The sequence below is a fragment of the Arthrobacter sp. K410C genome (assembly GCF_059090105.1).
Genome location: NZ_JBNHFJ010000016.1, coordinates 35,561 through 53,184, shown reverse-complemented (window position 1 = coordinate 53,184; position 17,624 = coordinate 35,561). Strand labels below are relative to the sequence as shown.

Annotated in this window: 17 protein-coding genes; 11 read left to right on the top strand and 6 right to left on the bottom strand. The window is 61.5% G+C overall.

The genetic code is table 11. From position 1 onward, the window contains the following. Window positions 1-10: 10 nt before the first annotated feature. On the top strand, window positions 11-424 hold the full coding sequence (locus AC5RU7_RS17715) for a winged helix-turn-helix transcriptional regulator (protein ID WP_494053350.1): 414 nt from the start codon (window positions 11-13) through the stop codon (window positions 422-424). A gap of 137 nt (window positions 425-561) precedes the next feature. Here AC5RU7_RS17715 and AC5RU7_RS17710 read toward each other — a convergent pair whose 3' ends face one another. Next, complete coding sequence (locus tag AC5RU7_RS17710; RefSeq protein ID WP_494053330.1) at window positions 562-1,008, bottom strand: hypothetical protein; 447 nt, start codon at window positions 1,006-1,008, stop codon at window positions 562-564. A 1,223-nt stretch (window positions 1,009-2,231) separates the two neighbouring features. Here AC5RU7_RS17710 and AC5RU7_RS17705 point away from each other — a divergent pair. The 3 genes from AC5RU7_RS17705 to AC5RU7_RS17695 all read left to right on the top strand — a co-directional run bounded on the left by AC5RU7_RS17705 (window position 2,232) and on the right by AC5RU7_RS17695 (window position 4,212). Further along, the gene (locus AC5RU7_RS17705) at window positions 2,232-2,438 is read left to right on the top strand and encodes a ribbon-helix-helix protein, CopG family (protein WP_229666519.1); all 207 of its coding nucleotides are present in this window, start codon (window positions 2,232-2,234) and stop codon (window positions 2,436-2,438) included. Further along, window positions 2,435-2,803 carry a type II toxin-antitoxin system death-on-curing family toxin gene (locus tag AC5RU7_RS17700; protein WP_494053329.1) on the top strand — a complete coding sequence of 123 codons (369 nt, stop codon included), beginning with the start codon at window positions 2,435-2,437 and terminating at the stop codon, window positions 2,801-2,803. Before AC5RU7_RS17705 ends, AC5RU7_RS17700 begins: the two co-directional genes overlap by 4 nt. Before the next feature lie 803 nt (window positions 2,804-3,606). Further along, window positions 3,607-4,212 (top strand): DUF488 domain-containing protein, encoded by a 606-nt coding sequence (locus tag AC5RU7_RS17695; protein WP_494053328.1) that lies wholly within the window; start codon window positions 3,607-3,609, stop codon window positions 4,210-4,212. A 159-nt stretch (window positions 4,213-4,371) separates the two neighbouring features. On the opposite strand, the gene AC5RU7_RS17690 is transcribed toward AC5RU7_RS17695, so the two are convergent. From AC5RU7_RS17690 to AC5RU7_RS17670, 5 genes are all read right to left on the bottom strand, one after another. Beyond that, entirely contained in the window at window positions 4,372-4,647 is a 276-nt protein-coding gene (locus AC5RU7_RS17690; RefSeq protein WP_494053327.1) for a hypothetical protein, read from the bottom strand. 88 nt (window positions 4,648-4,735) lie between these two features. Beyond that, a complete protein-coding gene (locus tag AC5RU7_RS17685; protein WP_494053326.1) occupies window positions 4,736-5,140 on the bottom strand; it encodes a YidH family protein in 405 nt (134 codons plus the stop codon). A gap of 178 nt (window positions 5,141-5,318) precedes the next feature. Beyond that, window positions 5,319-6,296 (bottom strand): formylglycine-generating enzyme family protein, encoded by a 978-nt coding sequence (locus tag AC5RU7_RS17680; RefSeq protein ID WP_494053325.1) that lies wholly within the window; start codon window positions 6,294-6,296, stop codon window positions 5,319-5,321. Then, window positions 6,293-6,955 (bottom strand): PadR family transcriptional regulator, encoded by a 663-nt coding sequence (locus tag AC5RU7_RS17675; protein WP_494053324.1) that lies wholly within the window; start codon window positions 6,953-6,955, stop codon window positions 6,293-6,295. Before AC5RU7_RS17675 ends, AC5RU7_RS17680 begins: the two co-directional genes overlap by 4 nt. Then, complete coding sequence (locus tag AC5RU7_RS17670; protein ID WP_494053323.1) at window positions 6,952-8,523, bottom strand: sulfatase family protein; 1,572 nt, start codon at window positions 8,521-8,523, stop codon at window positions 6,952-6,954. The genes AC5RU7_RS17675 and AC5RU7_RS17670 overlap by 4 nt, the downstream gene beginning before the upstream one ends. 263 nt (window positions 8,524-8,786) lie before the next feature. Here AC5RU7_RS17670 and AC5RU7_RS17665 point away from each other — a divergent pair, with 263 nt between their 5' ends. The 7 genes from AC5RU7_RS17665 (at window position 8,787) to AC5RU7_RS17635 (ending at window position 17,620) form a co-directional block, all read left to right on the top strand. Continuing rightward, window positions 8,787-10,310: an ABC transporter substrate-binding protein gene (locus AC5RU7_RS17665; protein ID WP_494053322.1), complete on the top strand. Its 1,524-nt coding sequence runs from the start codon at window positions 8,787-8,789 to the stop codon at window positions 10,308-10,310. Between the two features lie 64 nt (window positions 10,311-10,374). After that, window positions 10,375-11,316, top strand: a complete 942-nt coding sequence (locus tag AC5RU7_RS17660) for an ABC transporter permease (protein ID WP_494053321.1) — start codon at window positions 10,375-10,377, stop codon at window positions 11,314-11,316. Then, on the top strand, window positions 11,313-13,160 hold the full coding sequence (locus AC5RU7_RS17655; RefSeq protein ID WP_494053320.1) for a dipeptide/oligopeptide/nickel ABC transporter permease/ATP-binding protein: 1,848 nt from the start codon (window positions 11,313-11,315) through the stop codon (window positions 13,158-13,160). Before AC5RU7_RS17660 ends, AC5RU7_RS17655 begins: the two co-directional genes overlap by 4 nt. After that, window positions 13,157-13,993: an ATP-binding cassette domain-containing protein gene (locus tag AC5RU7_RS17650; RefSeq protein WP_494053319.1), complete on the top strand. Its 837-nt coding sequence runs from the start codon at window positions 13,157-13,159 to the stop codon at window positions 13,991-13,993. The genes AC5RU7_RS17655 and AC5RU7_RS17650 overlap by 4 nt, the downstream gene beginning before the upstream one ends. Before the next feature lie 123 nt (window positions 13,994-14,116). Further along, the gene (locus tag AC5RU7_RS17645; protein ID WP_494053318.1) at window positions 14,117-14,545 is read left to right on the top strand and encodes a universal stress protein; all 429 of its coding nucleotides are present in this window, start codon (window positions 14,117-14,119) and stop codon (window positions 14,543-14,545) included. A 34-nt stretch (window positions 14,546-14,579) separates the two neighbouring features. After that, complete coding sequence (locus AC5RU7_RS17640) at window positions 14,580-15,956, top strand: sulfatase family protein (RefSeq protein WP_494053317.1); 1,377 nt, start codon at window positions 14,580-14,582, stop codon at window positions 15,954-15,956. Beyond that, complete coding sequence (locus AC5RU7_RS17635) at window positions 15,953-17,620, top strand: sulfatase family protein (RefSeq protein ID WP_494053316.1); 1,668 nt, start codon at window positions 15,953-15,955, stop codon at window positions 17,618-17,620. The genes AC5RU7_RS17640 and AC5RU7_RS17635 overlap by 4 nt, the downstream gene beginning before the upstream one ends. Window positions 17,621-17,624: the final 4 nt, after the last annotated feature.

Below are 17,624 nucleotides of genomic sequence, written 5' to 3'. Positions count from 1 at the left end.
AGGCACTTTGGTGTTAGGCAGTCACACGGAAGTAACCCCCGTCCTGGAACCTTGCGGCGAAGCCGACCATCCGGACTGCGGAATTCGAGACGTTCTCGACCGGATCGGTGATAAGTGGTCGGTGCTGGTCATCGTGGAGCTGGCCTCCGGCGTAAGACGCTTTCGCGAGCTTCAGCGGGCTATCGATGGCATTTCACAGCGCATGCTCACCCTCACAGTGCGACGTCTTGAACGCGACGGGCTGGTTAACCGCACGGTATACCCAACCGTCCCTGCCCAGGTCACCTACGAACTCACTAAACGTGGAAACAGCCTCACCATGCTGGTCAAACAACTCGCGGATTGGTCCCTGGAGCACAAAGACGCCATCGGCGCGTCACGGGAGCTCTACGATCGGCAAAATCCAGACCAGCAGATCCGCTGACCCTACCCCGACTTCAACGCTGGCCGGCTCAAAAACCCTAGGGATTCGAGGCGCTGAGGTTATGAGACACAGGTATTGAGTCTTAGTGGATCGCGCTCCTCTTCCACTGTAGCCCGGCTTCCATCTGCTCCGAGAGGTCACTCCGTGTAACCGAAGTCGCGTCTGGTTAGCATAACGTCGGCGAGTTCGAACCGTAGGTAGTCTGGGGCATATCTCAGTCCGTCATAGCTGTAGCCGAATATCAGCACGGCCTCCGCAGCGTTTCTTTGCCATTGAGCGGCCTCCTGCTCGCTGGCGAATTCATAGGGCTCGCGATCCCCGTTGTGTTGGCGGTACATGTTCGACCCGAAGAAGACAAACTTCGAGGAGATGAACGGCTTCCCACTCTTGGGATCCACTTGGTCGGTATTGATTACGGTATGAAATGGAACATGGATGTCTCCATGTGAGAGTAAGAACGCGTTCCCGCGATCTTCGGGACCGGTGGTTCCCAAGAACTCAAGCGAAATGTCTCTATCCGCGTCCAGAATGCGTCGTTTGTCCGAGTACCACGGCTCGCCCTCGGGCAAGTGAATCGAAAACACGCCAGTTCCCCCAACTCAAGCCTGACACTCCAACGGGAACGTATTGCCCCCGATGCAAATCATGCCAGTTCACCGGGGTGAGCACTCTGTTAAGCACCCCTTCTCTCGAATAGGTCTTGTCTATAGGAGCATCTCTGCTGGCCGTGATGACGCTGCCGCGGGCGGCGCCACTTTGCAAGTCCTCAGGCCCAAGCAGTGCGGCTGCTGGGTCATTGGCGTATTCGCCGTTCTGTTACTCGGTGTAGCCGAAATCCCTGCGCGTTAGGATCCGGTCATCAAGCTGGACACGCGCATAATCTGGGTCTAAGTCGAAGCCGTTATAGTCCCGCCCGAAGACAAGCAATGCCTCGGCTGCTGTACGACGCCAGCAACTCGCTTCTTCTTGGCTAGTAAAACTGTGAGTGAGAACCTCCGTGTCACCTGGCCCGTAGAACGCCTCCGGAAATGACACAATTTCGTATACGAAGTATGGTTTGCCCGCCTCGCTGTTGCCGCTGGTTCTTTCTACGGTAGAGAAGGGCAGCTGCATGGCACCGTGGAAGAGTAGGAAGCCCCGGACCCCCTCCGAGCCAATGCCACCGGTGAACTGCAATGCAATATCGCGGTCACGGTCAACGACCCTCCGTTTATCTGAATACCACGGCTCACCGTCAGGCAGATATATCGAAAACACTAACTCCCCCAGACTTGCAGACTCGTTCCCGGGCAGCGTGATTGAGCGCGCTCCATAAATAATTCTGCCAGCACTCAGTCACTTGATAGCCTCCGTCGCCGTTTGAAATCGATAGCGGTTGTCGTGCCCAAAATCGGCCTGCACAACTTCCCGGTGAAGGCGCCCTAAACGCTGCACACACCATAGGCGTCTCAAAACCCTTGGGAAATGAGATGTCTCATTTCCGCGGAGAGACGTCTGACCTGCAGGGTCGCTTATTTTCTTTGGAATCTTGTACGCGCGATGGCAAGGGCGATTCTCGTAACTATGTCTCATAACTTCGTAGCCAGAATCTGGTACTCATCCTTGGTTACGAGACAGGTGAGCGGGTGTCGGCTCTAGGGGATTAGAGCGAGGTCGGAAGGACAGACACTTCTGGGTTCAGCAGCGTAGCGTCTTGAAAAACGACAGAGCTTTCCAAGACACCGCGATCCTGCTCGGGTGAGTCTGGTCCAACTAGCGAGGCGTGCAGCACAGTCAAGGGCGGGTACCGACTTGGTACCATGAAGGCATGGCTATGAATCTCCGTGTCCCTGAAGACCTCGATCGGCGGCTGGAGAAGTTGGCTGCCGAGGAACATACGTCCAAGTCCGCGCTTCTGTTGCAGGGAGCCGAGTTGGTTCTGCAGCGCCACGCGCGCCGACGTGAAATCAGCGCAGGTCTTGATTTTGTTATGAGTCATGACGCTGATCTGCTGAAGCGCCTTGAAGACGCGTGACAGCGTACCTGGGCATTGAGGATGCACTTCAGGTAGTTGATCGGTACGGCTTCCATATCCGTGATGTCGGGTTGTTGGCCTCGGCATTGGCCAGGCCGGCTACGACTGTCATGGGCGCGGAAGCCTATCCGGAACTCGCGGTGAAGGCGGCTGCCTTGTTGGAGTCGGTCGCCCGGTTCCATCCACTCATTGATGGCAACAAACGGACGGCGTGGACGCTCATGGTGCTGCTGCTGTGGATCGACGGTTACCGGCATGACTTCGCCACGGATGCAGGCTTCGACCTCGTCGTCGGAGTCGCCGCGGGCACTATCGACTTGCTGGACTCTGCCGTCGAGATTTCCAGGCATCTGGTGCCCCGGTAGTCCTCCAGCGCCCCCGAAAGGGGGTGTGGACAATGCCCACACTTTTCGTCTCGTACTGGGCCAAACAGCCTTCGGACTGGCTAGGATTCCGCATGTTTTCGCGGGTTCCCAGTGTTTGCAGGGCTTGGAAGACAGTTCGAGTCCCGACTCGGGCACAGTGTTTTCCCTGCTCAGGGGCTTTTTAGCCTCTGAGTGTGCACATTTTGTTCACTTGTAGGCCCCTTCGGGGGCCTTTTTCATTGCTGGCCGGTGGTGTGGCAGGGTGCCTCCTTGCCTTCCTGGGTGGACGGGTTGTTGTTCGATACCAGTTCATGGGCGTTCATGGACCGGCCAACATGACTCGGGAAAAATTTGGTGCGAGTTTCTTTGGCGCATCGTTGGCTGTTTACCAGGTTCCTCCTTAGCGGCTGTTGGTGGCTGTTCTGCTTCTTCATGGTGGGTGCGGGGGAGGGCGGCATGACGTGCTTCCGACCGGTAGGGAATCGGTGTCGCCGGACGCCCACAGGCTGTCCAATACTGCCCGACGGCGAGGCAATGTTGGCCTACGTTGTGGCCCATGATGCTCGCCGCCCTTCTCCACGGATCGAGGGCTTTTCCGTTGATAGCTGTTCATGGTTGCCGTGGGATTCGACTGCATGACGCTGTGGATATTTACCGTGATGAACCGAAGCGGAAGACTGCTGCCTGGCTGGTCTTTCATACCTGTTCATTGCCAGCCTGCTGAATGACTGCATGACCGAACGGTGAGACGCCGAACCCAACTGGCCATGAGCTAGAGCTATGACGGCAGTAAGCTCGAACCCATGAGGCCCGAACCTGCGATCCTGATCACTGTGGGCCACGGTGCCTCCAGCGAGGAGGACTTCCGGAACCTGCTGCAGTCGGCGGAAGTTGCTGCCGTCGTCGATGTGCGGATCGGCCCGGGCAGCCGGAAGCATCCGCACTTCGGCAAAGATCGGTTGGAAGAATGGCTGCCAGCGGCCGGGATTGCCTACCGCTGGGAGCAGCGGCTGGGCGGCTTCCGTAAGCTACCGGCGGACTCGCCAGACACCGCCCTGCGTAATGATTCCTTCCGTGCCTACGCGGCCTACATGCGCACGGCTGGCTTTGCCGCTGCGCTGGCAGAGGTGCTGGCGGAAGCAGCAGAACGGCACACGGCCATCATGTGCAGTGAATCGGTTTGGTGGCGGTGCCACCGGCGGCTGATCGCTGACCACGCCCTGCTGCTCGACGGAGCGAAACCGGTGCACCTGATGCGGGCTGGCCGGATGACGACCCATCAGCCGACCGGTGGCGTGCGGGTCGCGGAGGACCAGCTCATCTATGACGTGGTAGCCGACTGCCCGCCGATCCCTGGGGTGAGCACGCGCACAGGCGCCCGAAAGAATGCCCTGTCTGTTGAGATCTAAGAAGGTTCTCGAGCCGCCGTGAGAAAAGAAAGGGATCGAAACCCTACCCGGACAGCCCTGCAGGTTCATGCCTGACGTCAGGTTGGGGTGTGCCTTAACTAGACAAACTCCCCAGCCCGTGAAGGCTTTTCGGAACCTAGCCAGTTTGGGTCCGGCTACCTAAGAGACGGAGACGAGAATAAAGTGGCGAACAGGGCAACGGTGATGCCGAGGCCGGCCAGCACCACCCCGGTGAAGGCTGTCGAGAATACGGCGGGTACAGCGGCGTTGATTTGCTGTTTTGCGATTCCCTGTGCTGGCGCCGAAGCGGCGGCGCTGGGTGAAATAGATGCCGGCAGCCGCCGCCGTCGCGACGGCGAAAAGCAGCAAAATGGGGAGCCCGTGTTGCGGGAGCCATCGGAGGAAAATGGCGCTTACCGTCACCAGGGCCAACATGGTCCGACCCCAGGCGAGGGAAGTTCTTTCCGGCTGGAGGCCCGGGTCCCCGTGGCTCGCCGCGGACCCGCTGTTGCGTCCCATGCACTCAACGCCAGAGGATGAAGATCAGGACAAGGGCGGCGGATAGTGCGCCTGCCCCGGCCAGCAGCGGGACGATGAGCGGCAACGGCAGCGGTGCCTTGTTGCGCATGCTTCGTTCTACCCGGAGCCACCGCACGGCGGAGCCGGCACTCAGCATCATGCCAAGCAGCAGCAGCACTACTGCGAGGCCCTTGCGCACAGGTTCCACGAACAAGTCTGAGGTGAACGCCTCAATGGCGATCCCGCCCGCCAACAGCGCCAGGGACGTGCGGATCCAGGCCAGGAAAGTGCGCTCATTCGCAAGCGTAAAGCGGGGATCAGGCTCCGTGCCTCCCGGTAGCAGTCGTTCCGCTATCTTCCCGCGTGATGGCGGAGCGCCGGTTTCGCCGGGCGTCTTGTCGCTGTCCACGTTATTCGGTTGCCTTTCGGAATCCGCAGTTGCTGCCGGGTAAGTCTGATGTACCGAGCTTTTGGCTGCATGAGACCCTGCCGATTCTTTGGAAATCAGTCGGAATCATTGCGAAACGTCTCCGTTGAGGTTCGCAGTGAGAGGAGGTTGGTTGGCTCAGCTACCCCTCAAGGGTCATCTACAGCGCCACCGTGCGGAATCCGCAGTTACCGCTGGAGGATTCGGGCGTATTAGAAGTACGGGCTGCTACCCGATACCTGTTGCAGTACGAATCGTGACAGAGGTAGGAACCGCCACGCATTACCCGCCCAGCGCCGATCGTTGGGCCCGTGGGGTTATCGGTGGGTGAATTGCGATAATACTTGGGCAGGAACCAATCGGAGCACCATTCCCAGACGTTTCCGGCGACCTCGTACAAACCGTACCCGTTGGGCGGGAATGATTTCACGGGTGCCGTGCCTATATACCCGTCCTTGGTGGTGTTGGTTTCGGGGAATGTTCCCTGCCAGATATTGCAGCGGTGTTCCCCGTTCGGGGTGAGCTCGTTACCCCAGGCGTAGCGCTTACCCGCCAACCCACCGCGGGCGGCATATTCCCACTCCGCTTCAGTAGGCAACCGGCGCCCTGCCCAACGACAGTAGGCATCGGCATCGTTGTGCGAGACGTGGACTACGGGGTGGTCCGGGATGTCCTCCCAGCGAGAGTCGGGGCCGGTCGGGCGGGCCCAGTCGGCGCCGCGGACGTTCAGCCACCAGGGTGCGCCCGCCGCTGCGCCGAGAATATCCTGGTTCTTGGCGGTCGACAGCAGGTGGAAGACCGCGGAGGAACCATAAACCTCGGCTTCGGTGCGGTATCCGGTCGCCGCGATGAAAGCTGCGAACATCTGATTCGTTACTGTTGTGGCGTCAATGCTGATCGGGCCTAGGAGAACCTCGTGAGTGGGTAATTCCCCGTCGCCGGGATACCCCTCGCCGAAAGCATCCCCCATGACATACGTCCCGCCCGGGATCAGGACATCCTCATGGACCGGCTTGATGGATCCCTGGGCAGCGATATCAGTTTCGGCCGATACCGGCGGCCTTCCTTCCCCACGAGCTGGGGCACAGCAGCCCCTTCCATGGCCGGCGGCTGAATCTTCCAAATGCAATGGGTTCATTCTTTCCTCTTCGAGTCCCGCTGCCGGATCAAGGCCTCCAAGCGGACCTCCGTCGCCTCCAGCCAGGCCATCAGACTGTTGACCATGTAGAGACCTCTTTCGCTCTGAAGCCTCACGAGTTCCTCTCGCCAGTACCGCTCGTCTTCATTCTCGTCCGGGCCGAAGTCCTCTTCTGCGAGTTCTGTAACGATGAGATGGTTCTGATGGTGTTCCCGGCGGAACTGAAGCTCGATGCGGACGAGTTCCAATGCCTTCTCCGGGCTGTGGGTTCCGGCGAAACGAAGCCTGACCTGGAAGTCAGGGTCCAAGGGCCGCGTGGGAGGCTCATAGGGTGAGTCAATCCATTCCTGCAGCTTCCGGCGGCCTTCATCCGTTATCTGATAGAGCTTTGCATCGGGTCCGGAATCCCGGGGATCGGGAATGGGAACTGCCCACTCCCGATCCACGAGTTTGCCCAACTGCCGGTAGATCTGTGAGGTCTGTGTGCTGTACCCCACGTAGACGCCGTGGCGGTCCAGCCATTTGCGCACGTCGTATCCCGTCCGGGCGCTGGTGCTTAGCAGGCTCAACAAGATCACTTCGAGCCGGCCCAGAGAGGCCGGGGCTTCGCGGCGGGCTCGGCCTCGAAGCGGCTTCTTTTGGACGGGTACAGTCGTCACTTTTCCTCCTGGGCCATGATTGATGCGGCGAACCGTTTACGCATTGCCTCGCGATCCGCCTCGTCCACCGAAACCTGTGCATGCCATGAAACGTGGGTCGCTCCGTTGCCTGGATTCAGTCGCTCGCTCAGGTGCTCGGCAAGGTGACCGCGGCCGGTGTTGCGAAGGTGTTCCATGTAATCCCTTGGTTGATTGTAAAGGGTGGGTCCCACCTGCAGCGCACCCTGCATAGGATCCGGAAGTGCCCCGGGTGTCCCGGCGTAGAACCCGAGCCATTCCATCAGATTGGACCTCATCTGGGCAGCGAGGTCGGGCTCGATATCGATCACGTTCTTCGTGAGGTAGGGGTCCTTTGTCACATCGAACAGGGACTCCAGTTCCGCCCGGAAGCAGCCAGGGTGGTAGGTGCGGATGTAGAGGTGGTCACGGGTCCGGACTGTCCGCTGATAGGTGTGGGCACCATGTCCCCACACCAGATAGGGCCGTGACTCGATGGCTTCGCCCCGGACAGCGGGTGCGTAGGACTTGCCCTGCCATTTTTCCGGCTGTGTTATTCCAAGCAGGTCGAGGATGGTCGGCGCGTAGTCGATGTTGTACAGCAGGGCGTCGTTCCGCGTGGCGGCAGCTCCGGGCTGGTCTGTAATGCCGGGCCAGTGGACGATCATCGGGAGGCGGTGGACGGGTTCGGAGGCGAGGCCGTGCTCGGCGTAGAGGCCAAGTTCACCAAACGATTCCCCGTGGTCCGAGGAGACCACAATAGCCACTTCGTCAGCAAGGCCCATTTCCTCGATTGATCGCCGCAGCCTGCCGAACTCCGAATCCCAGAAGTGGATGGCACCGTCGTAGCCATTGATCAGGTGCTCGTAGTCCGCGCGCGTGCGGATCTCATCAGGCATGTTGTGAGGCACGCGGGATTTTCGCGGCCCGGCGGAGTAGTGGAGGTCCAACGCACTTCGTGCACCATAGACTTCGGCGTGAGCGTCAATGGCCTCCTGGTCAGGCCAGGCCGGGGCAGGGCCTGAAGCGGCAGCCTTTGCTGTCCACGACTCGTCCTGCAGGTAGTCCGTGTGCGGGTCCCAGTATGTTACGTGCAGATACCAGTTCTCCACGTTCCGGTGCTTTCCGATCCAATCCACGGCTGCCTCGGTGATCATGTCGGCTGGTTCGTCGCCCATGTCGGGCGTGACCTGGACACTTTCCCGGAAGTTGCCCATGAAGTAGTAGGCGCGGTGCCTTTCGGCGAAGGACGACACGGCCGCGCAGGTGTAGCCCGCCATATTCAGGGCCTGGCCGAGAAGTGGACGGAAGGGGTGGGGCGCGTGGCCGGCGTCAAGTCGGAACCGTGCATCGTCCCCAAAGTGCCCAATGACTCCATTGGTGATTCCGTGCTGGCCGCTGGTCAAAGCTGTCCTGGAAGGCAGGCAGGGTGAGTCGGAGCAGTAATACCGGTCGAAGACGACGCTGTTTCTGGCCATCTCATCCAAGTTGGGCGTGATGTTCCTGCCATAGCCATAGGCACCGGTGTGGTCCGGACGAAGGGAGTCCACGTCCACGTAAATGATCTTCATCGATACATTCCTGTCTGCTGATTTTCCGCTCGCTCCGGTGGCGCCCCCGGCGCGCCCACCTGTTGAGTCAGTTATAGCACTAGTGGATGTGTACGAACAGGCCATTAGCGGGTACGCGGAGAAGAAGCTATGCAACAAGTGGCGTAGCTCGGGTCTTGTGTTGCGGCTCACAATCTGTCATTCTCGAATTACTGCTCAATGCTGAGCGGCAGGTGCTGCGGCGAGAGACAGCCGGGTGCCTCCACAGCTGAAAGGACGTAATGATGCGTTTTAAGAAGGCAGCCGTTGCAGCCGTCATAGCTGCCGGTCTTGCGCTGGCTGGTTGCGGCGGTGGTGGCGGTGGCACGGCCCAAACGGCCCCCAGCCTCATTGTCGGCAACATCATCCCGCCGCAGACATTTGAGGCGCGGAACCTTAACTGGGGCAACCAGTCCATCTATTTCCAGGCCGTCTACGACAGCCTCCTCAAGCCCTCCCCGAACGGCAAGGACGTGGAGCCCCACCTGGCCACGGAGTGGGAGTACAACGAGGACAAGACCGTCCTGACTCTGAAACTGCGTGATGACGTCACCTTCACCGACGGCACCAAGTTCACAGCCGAGGTAGCAGCGCAGAACCTGCTCCGCTTCCGCGACGGCACCTCACCGCAGCGCAGCAAGATCGTCGATCTTGCCGACGCCAGCGCGCAGGATGAGACAACGCTCGAGATCAAACTCAAGCAGGCCAATCCTGCCTTCCTGATCTACCTTGCCCAGGCCGCCGGCATGCAGGGAAGCCCGGCCGCCTTCGACAAGCCGGACGTACAGACCAACCCGGTCGGTTCCGGACCGTACACCCTCAATACCGGCCAGACTGTTGTGGGCACCTCATACAAGTTCGATAAGAACCCCAACTACTGGAACCCGGATGCGGTTAGGTACGACTCCCTGACCGTCAATGTCTACAACGATGCCACGTCGCTGTTGAACGCCCTGCGCGGCAAGCAGCTTGACGCGTCCGCGATCAACGATGTCAGCATCATCCCGCAGGTGAAGGCGGCCGGCTTCACCGACAACGGCAGCAACCTGAATTTTGCCGGTCTCATGCTGTTCGACAGGGCAGGTGAGAGCAACCCGGCCCTGGGCAAGGTAGAAGTACGGCAGGCAATCAACCACGCAGTTGACCGGGATGCCTTCCTCAAGGTCGTCGGCCAAGGCTTCGGTGAGGTGACCGGACAGGTTTTCCGCGAGGACTCCCCGGCCTATGACGAGGAGCTCAACGACAAGTACAACTATGACCCCGCCAAGGCCAAGGAGCTCCTGAGCAAGGCCGGCTACCCCGATGGCTTTGAACTGACAATTCCGACATCTCCGGGCTTCCCCAAGCAGATGTGGCCGCTGCTGCAGCAGCAGCTTGGCGATGTGGGTATCAAGGTCTCCTACGTCGATGTCGGACAGAACATCATCGCCGACCTGCAGGGTAAGAAGTACGGCGTTTCCTACTTCACGCTTCAGCGTGATGCCAACGAGTGGCAGCTCATCAGCAACCTCATTGCCCCCACAGCGACCTGGAACACCTTCAAGTACCAGGACCCGAAGGTCGATGAGCTGATCGCGACCGTCCGCACCGCCGAGGGCGGGGACCGGGAGGAAGCGCTTAAGGAGCTCAACGAGTATGTGGTGGACCAGGCATGGTTCGCCCCCTGGTACGCGCCGACGAACTTCTTCGTCACCGACGCGGAAACGCAGGTTGAGCTCAATCAGGGGAACGCCTGGCCGAACCTCTGGAACATCACCCCCAAGGCCTAGGCCTTCTGCCGGGGGTCTTGAAGTAGGCCCCCGGCAGAACCTTAACCAATCGAGAGATCACATCATGATTGCATTCATTGTGAGAAGGCTGCTCACAGGCCTTGTGCTGTTGGCGGCCATCACCACCTTTGGATTCACCCTCCTCTACCTCGGTGGCGGGGACATTGCCCGGAAGATCCTCGGCGAAAACGCCGATGAACAGACCGTTGCACAAAAGGCTGCCGAGCTCGGACTGGACCGGCCGGTCCTGGTCCAGTACGGCGACTGGGTTTCCAACGCCCTCACCGGAAACCTTGGGGCGTCTTGGTTCAGCGGCCAGCCGGTCAGCGAGGCGATCATCTCGCGCCTGTCCGTCACCCTGTCCCTCGTCACCGGGGCTGTCATCATCATCGCCATCGTCTCGGTGGTGCTGGGAGTGCTCGCAGCGACCAAGCGCGGCTGGGTTGACCGCGTAGCCCAAGTGATCTCCCTGCTGGGCTTCGCCATTCCCGGCTTCCTTTTCGCCGTCGGCCTGGTCCTGCTCTTTGCCCTGACCTTCCGCTGGTTTGACCCCACCGGTTACGTAGCCTTCACCACTTCACCCTCGGGCTGGGTGAAGACAGTGACACTGCCGGTCGTCGCACTGGCCCTGGGCGGCATCGCTGCCGTGTCCCAGCAGATCCGCGGTTCAGTAATGGACGCCCTCCGCAACGACTACGTCCGTACCCTTCGCAGCCGCGGCATCCCCATCCGGCGCGTCATCCTCAAGCATGTGCTCCGCAACGCTGCCGGCCCGGCCCTTGCGGTCCTCGCGGTGTACTTCGTTGGCCTGATGGGCGGGGCCGTGATTGTGGAGCAGGTCTTCGCGATCCCGGGACTCGGACAGGTCGCTGTTCAGGCCACCGCCCAAGGTGACATTCCGCTGGTGATGGGCCTGCTGGTTGCCACCGGGGTTATTGTCATCGTTTTCAATCTCCTGGTCGACCTCGCCCAGGGCTGGCTCAACCCGAAAGTGCGCCTGTCATGACCACTCCCGCACACACCACAGACCCGCAGATCGTGGTCGCCCCCCACGAGGCGGGCAAGGTCTCCCTCTTCCGCAGGATCCTGCACAATCCGCTTGGCCTGGCGTCGCTGGCGTTCCTGGCCATCGCCATCTTCTGCGCAGTTTTCGCGCAGGTGCTGGCCCCGCACGATCCCAACACCTCCGACATCCAGAACGTCCTCGCCCCTCCAAGCGCAGGGAACCCGCTCGGCACGGACGGCGCAGGCCGCGACGTCCTTTCACGGCTGCTCTTCGGTGCTCAGTTCAGCCTGGCCGGTGCGTTGGTTGCGCTCCTGACCGCCATGGTCATCGGCGTCACCGGCGGCCTGCTGGCGGGGTACTTCGGCAAATGGATTGACAACGGCTGGACCTGGCTCATCTCCCTGCTGATGGCACTGCCGAATATTATCGTCCTGCTGGCCGCCCGTGCGGTCGTCGGTCCCTCCCTCTGGGCGGCGATGCTGATCTTCGGGGCTCTGCTCTCCCCGGCATTTTTCCGCCTCGTTTACGCCTCGGTCACCGCCGTGCGCAACGAGCTCTATGTTGACGCAGCACGGGTCTCGGGCCTCAGCGACGCCCGGATCATCGCGGTCCACATTTTGTCGGTCGTCCGCGCCCCCATCGTTATTCAGTCCGCGATCGTTGGCGGCATTGCTCTGGCAGTCCAGTCCGGACTGGAGTTCCTCGGACTGGGCGACATCAACGTCCCCACCTGGGGCTCAATGCTCAGCGACGGCTTCACCAACCTCTACACCTCCCCGCTGCTCATCCTCTGGCCAGCACTGGCGATCGCCCTGACACTGATCTTCCTGACCCTGCTGGCCAACAGCCTCCGTGACGAGCTTGAACACTCCAACGCACCCCGCAAGCAGAACCGGAGAAAGACGGCGGCTGCAGCTGCTGCGGCTGCTGCGGCGGCGGCAGCGCCAGATGAGGTCATACGGCACGAAGAGATGGCCGCTCCTGAAGGGGACGTCGTCCTGGAAGTGACCAACCTTTCCGTTGGATACCCCACCCCGGACGGCGGAACCAAGAAGGTCGTCAATGACGTCTCCCTTACCGTGCGCAGGGGCGAAGTGCACGGTCTTGTCGGTGAGTCAGGTTCGGGAAAGACGCAGACAGCGTGGGCCATCCTGCGGCTGCTCCCTGAGGACGGGAAGATCGTCGGGGGATCAATCCACTTCCAAGGCAAGGACCTTGCGAAGCTCTCCGAGCGGGAAATGGAGAAAATCCGCGGGCGCAGCATCGCCTACATCCCCCAGGAGCCCATGTCCAACCTCGACCCGTCATTCACGATCGGCAGCCAGCTTGTCGAACCCATGCAGATCTGCCTGGGCATCTCGGCCAAGGAAGCCAAGGAACGCGCCTTGGGACTGTTGGCAAGGGTAGGCATCCCCAATCCCGAACGCACGTTCGCCGCCTACCCGCACGAGGTCTCCGGCGGCATGGCCCAGCGCGTCCTCATCGCGGGCGCCATCTCGTGCAATCCCGACCTGCTGATCGCCGACGAGCCCACCACTGCTCTGGACGTCACCGTCCAGGCCGAGGTATTGGATCTCCTGCGCGACCTGCAGTCGGAGTTCCATATGGCGGTGGTCCTGGTGACGCACAATTTCGGAGTCGTCGCCGACCTCTGCGACCGGGTTTCCGTCATGCGGCTCGGACGAATAGTGGAAACCGGACCCACCCGGCCGATCTTCACTTCCCCCCGTCACCCCTACACCCAGGAGCTCCTCGGCGCCATTCTCAGCGAGGCCGAACCCCGAGGTCCGCTCGTTGCTGCCGGAAGCCCGGCCAGCCCGTCCCCGAAGGGAGCAGTCCAATGAGTGAGCTTCTGCTGGACATCCAGAACGTCACGGTCGAATATCCCGGCCACGGTTTTCGTGGCAAACCCTTCCGCGCGCTGCACAGTGTCTCGCTCGACGTCCAGAAGGGCGAGTGCGTCGGCCTGGTCGGCGAGTCCGGATCCGGCAAAACAACCCTGGGCCGTGCCGTCCTCGGCTTGGCTCCCGTTACCGAGGGAAAGGTGCTGTTCCGCGGAGAGGACATCGCGCACGCCAGCCGAGCCGACCGCCGTCGGCTGGCCGCCGACATCCAGGTGGTCTTTCAGGACCCCTACACCTCCCTGAACCCGTCCCTGACCGTCGAGCAGATCCTGTCCGAGCCGCTCACGGTCCGCAAGGTCCCCAAGGCTGAATCTTCCCAGCGGATAAAAGACCTTTTCGAGATGGTCCGCCTCCCCGCAGATGCCGGGAGCCGCCTGCCGCGCGAATTCTCAGGGGGCCAGCGCCAGCGCATCGCCATCGCCCGGGCGCTGGCACTGAAACCCGCGCTGATCGTCTGTGATGAACCGGTTTCAGCCCTGGACCTCTCGACGCAGGCCCGGGTGCTGGACCTGTTCAAGGACATCCAGGAGCAGACCCGCGTCGCCTACCTTTTCGTCTCCCACGACCTGGAGGTAGTGCGCCACATCAGCCACCGGGTTGCGGTTATGTACCGCGGGGAAATTGTGGAATTCGGCGACGGCGACCAGGTCACCAGCCGCCCCCAGCACCCCTACACCCAGCGGCTCTTCTACGCTGCACCGGTAGCTGACCCTGACGCCCAGGCCCGCCGTCGGGAAGAACGCCGTCAGCTCCTCGCAACCCAGAATGCCTAGTGGAGTGCCGCCAATGGAAAAGGCGAACATGCTCGGGGCCGGACACAGGGGTTTTGCCCGGAGCGTTCCGGCCGGGAGGCTGCTGGACAGCGCGCAACCAGAGGCACATGAAGGAGCGCACTGATGAGCGGAACAATCGTTGTCGGCGTGGACGGCAGTGGAACAGCGAAGAAGGCTGCCGAACGTGCCCGGGATCTGGCCGTAGCCCTGGGAGCCACTCTTCACGTGGTGTCCGCCTTCGACAGTGATCGCACCGGAACCTTCGGGACCGGGAGTGACCAAGTAGTGGTCTCCGACGCTGACAGTGCGGAAAACGTGGCCAGACTCGTCGCCAACTCCCTGGGAGGGGCAACAACCGTGACCCATGCAGCCGCCCGAGGCAAGGCAGCCGAGGCACTCATCAAAGAGGCGGAACGCGTGAACGCCCGAATGATCGTGGTGGGAAACCGAAGGATGCAGGGTGTAGGCCGGGTGCTGGGCAGCATAGCCAACAGCGTGGCTCACAATGCTCCCTGCGATGTCTACATCGCCAACACGTACGGCACCGACTAGGCCTGTCCATGCGCAACGAATCAAAGGAAACAGCGTGACAAATATTCTCCTGATCACGGCCGACGATATGGACGGAAACACCCCCGGCTCCTTCGGCGGCCCGGAAGACGCCACCCCGCACCTGGACAGACTCGCCGCCGACGGAATGACCTTCCATCGCGGGCATGTCCCGGCGGCCGTATGTCAGCCCAGCCGTTCGGCGCTGATGACGGGGCTGTGGCCGCACCGAAACGGCGCCGAAGGCTTCGAACCGATCAATGACGGCATCGGCGTGATTACCGATCAGCTCAAGGACGCCGGGTACACGGTGGGAATCCTCGGCAAGGTCGGACACATCCAGCCTGTGGAACGGTTCGGGTGGGATATGGCAGCCGATATGCGCCAGCTGGGCCTGGGACGGAACCCGGAAGCCTACGGCAGCCGGGCCGAAGAATTCATGACGGGGGCAGCACGGGAAGGGCGCCCCTGGTTTCTTATGGCTAATGCCCACGACCCCCACCGCCCGTTCCATGGCAGCGAGCAGGAGCGCGAGTTCTGGAGCGATCAGGAACGCAGCGAATACCCGGAGCCGTCCAAGGTGTTCTCTGCCGATGAGGTGGACGTCCCCAACTTCCTTCCGGATCTACCCGGCGTCCGCGCGGAATATGCCCAGTACCTGAGCTCCTCCCGGCGCTGCGATGACGTCGTGGGGGCGGTGCTCGCTGCACTGGAACGTACGGGGGCTGCGGAGGAGACGCTTGTCATCTTCATATCGGACAACGGAATGGCCTTCCCCTTCGCGAAAGCGAATTGCTACCTCCGCAGTACACTGACTCCGCTCATCATCCGCTGGCCCGGTGTGACCACTCCCGGTAGCAGCAACGACGACGCCTTCGTCAACATGCTGGACCTCTTTCCCACCTTCTGCGACGCCGCAGGGGTACCCGTCCCGGAGGGCATTGACGGGAAATCCCTCACACCCCTTCTCGCCGGCGGGGAGGAACAAGGCCGCGACGAAGTCTTCACGGTCTTCCATGAAACGTCAGCCAAACAACGCTTTGAGATGCGCTGTGTCCAGGACGCCCGCTACGGCTACATTTGGAACGGCTGGGCAGACGGCACCATGCAATACCGTGCCGAGAACATGTGGGGGCTGTCCTGGCCTGCCATGCTGCAGGCAGCGGAGCACGACGAGGCGATTCGACAGCGTGCTGACTTCTACCTCACACGCGCACCTGAGGAGCTTTACGACCTCTCCCTCGATCCGGGATGCCTGAACAACCTGGCACAGGACCCGGCGCTGGCGCCCATCCTCGGCACGAAAAGAAACACCCTGGCCGCTTGGATGACCAGCACCGGAGATCCGCTGGCACCGGACTTCCGCTCAACAGTCGGATCAGCAAACGAATTGACGGGCTCTCCCAACCCATGAAATCCCCAAACGTGGTCTGGATTTCCACACACGACATCAACCCGGACCTTGGATGCTATGCCGGGGTATGGCCTGGGGCAGAGTACGCTCTGACCCCAAACCTGGATCGACTCGCAGCGGACGGCGCACGGTTTGACCACGCCTTCGCCGCTGCACCCGTGTGCGCGCCCGCCCGTTCGGCAATCGTGACTGGATGCTTCCCCACTGCCATCGGCACCATGCACATGCGAACCAAGGCTGTCCCGCCCGCGGAAGTGAAGCTGTTACCGGAGTACTTCCGGCAGGCAGGCTACTACTGCACGAACAATTCATTCACCGACTTCCAAGTCGACGTGCCGCCCACCGCTTTCGATGACTGCAGCCCAACTGCGCACTGGCGCAATCGGCCGGACGAGGATACTCCCTTCTTCGCAGCGTTCCACGGCATGATCACCCACGAGTCACAGATTTACCTCGATGACGACTCCTTCGAGGCTGCCACCACCCACGTTGCCGCCGGACACCGGCACAAACAGTCAACCGCCCCGCTGCCCCCTTACTATCCAGAGACGGACACCTTCCGGAAGGCCTGGGCGAGATACGCGGACCTGATCACCGAGATGGACCACTGGGTAGGGGGGATCCTCGAGCAACTGGAGGAAGATGACCTGTCCGAGGACACCATAGTGGTCTTTTGGAGCGACCACGGCAGAGGGATGCCACGGGCCAAACGCTGGGCCACCGAAGCGGGACTGCGGGTACCCCTGCTCATCCGCTGGCCAGGCCGCATTGACCCCGGCACTGTCAGGACTCACCTCGTCCACACCATGGATCTGGCTCCCAGCATGCTTGAAGTCTGCGCGATGCCGATCCCGGCACACATGCATGGAAAGCCGCTGTTCGGGCTGGACGGAAGCTTCAACGACGACCACAACGCCTACGTCTACTCCGGGCGCGACCGGATGGATGAGTCAGAAGACACCTCCCGGACCGTTCGCGACGGACGGTACCGCTATGTCAGGAATTTCCACCCGGACCGCTCACCGATGCCGCACATCGATTACCCGGACCACACTGCCACCTGGTCTGAGCTCCGTCGACTGGCTGGGGAGGAAGCACGGCAACTCGCATGCGGGGAACAGCCCAACCTCCTGACCGAACTCCAGCGCAGCCTTGTCGCCGCGACCAAGCCCGAAGAAGAACTCTACGACCTCACCCGGGACCCCCACGAAACCCACAATCTCGCCCGGGACCCAGAACATTCCGAAGAGCTGGCTCGGCTGAGGGGAGCACTTCAGGCATGGCAGGACGGGTTTGGAGATCTTGGCATGTTGCCCGAACGGCAGCTAAGGGAAGGCTGGCGGCCCAATGGTAAGGCACCCGTAACCGCAACGCCATCTGTTTCAATAACTGCAAAGGGTGTGGCCGCCCGCTGCATGACGCCGGGCGCCTCAATTGGCTGGACCTCCGCCCCGCCGGGAAATCCCAAAGAGCCTAGGAAACTCATGGAAAGAGTCACAGGAAGCCCCGAGGAGGACGGCCGCACCTGGCACCTCTACAAAGGACCTGTGTCCGTCCGGAATACCGGGAATCTGCGGTTCAAAGCATGGCGTCTCGGCTTCCGGCCCAGCGAAGAAAGTCGGATCACAGTGCCAGTGGAGACAGCCAACACCGGCGCACATTGACAGC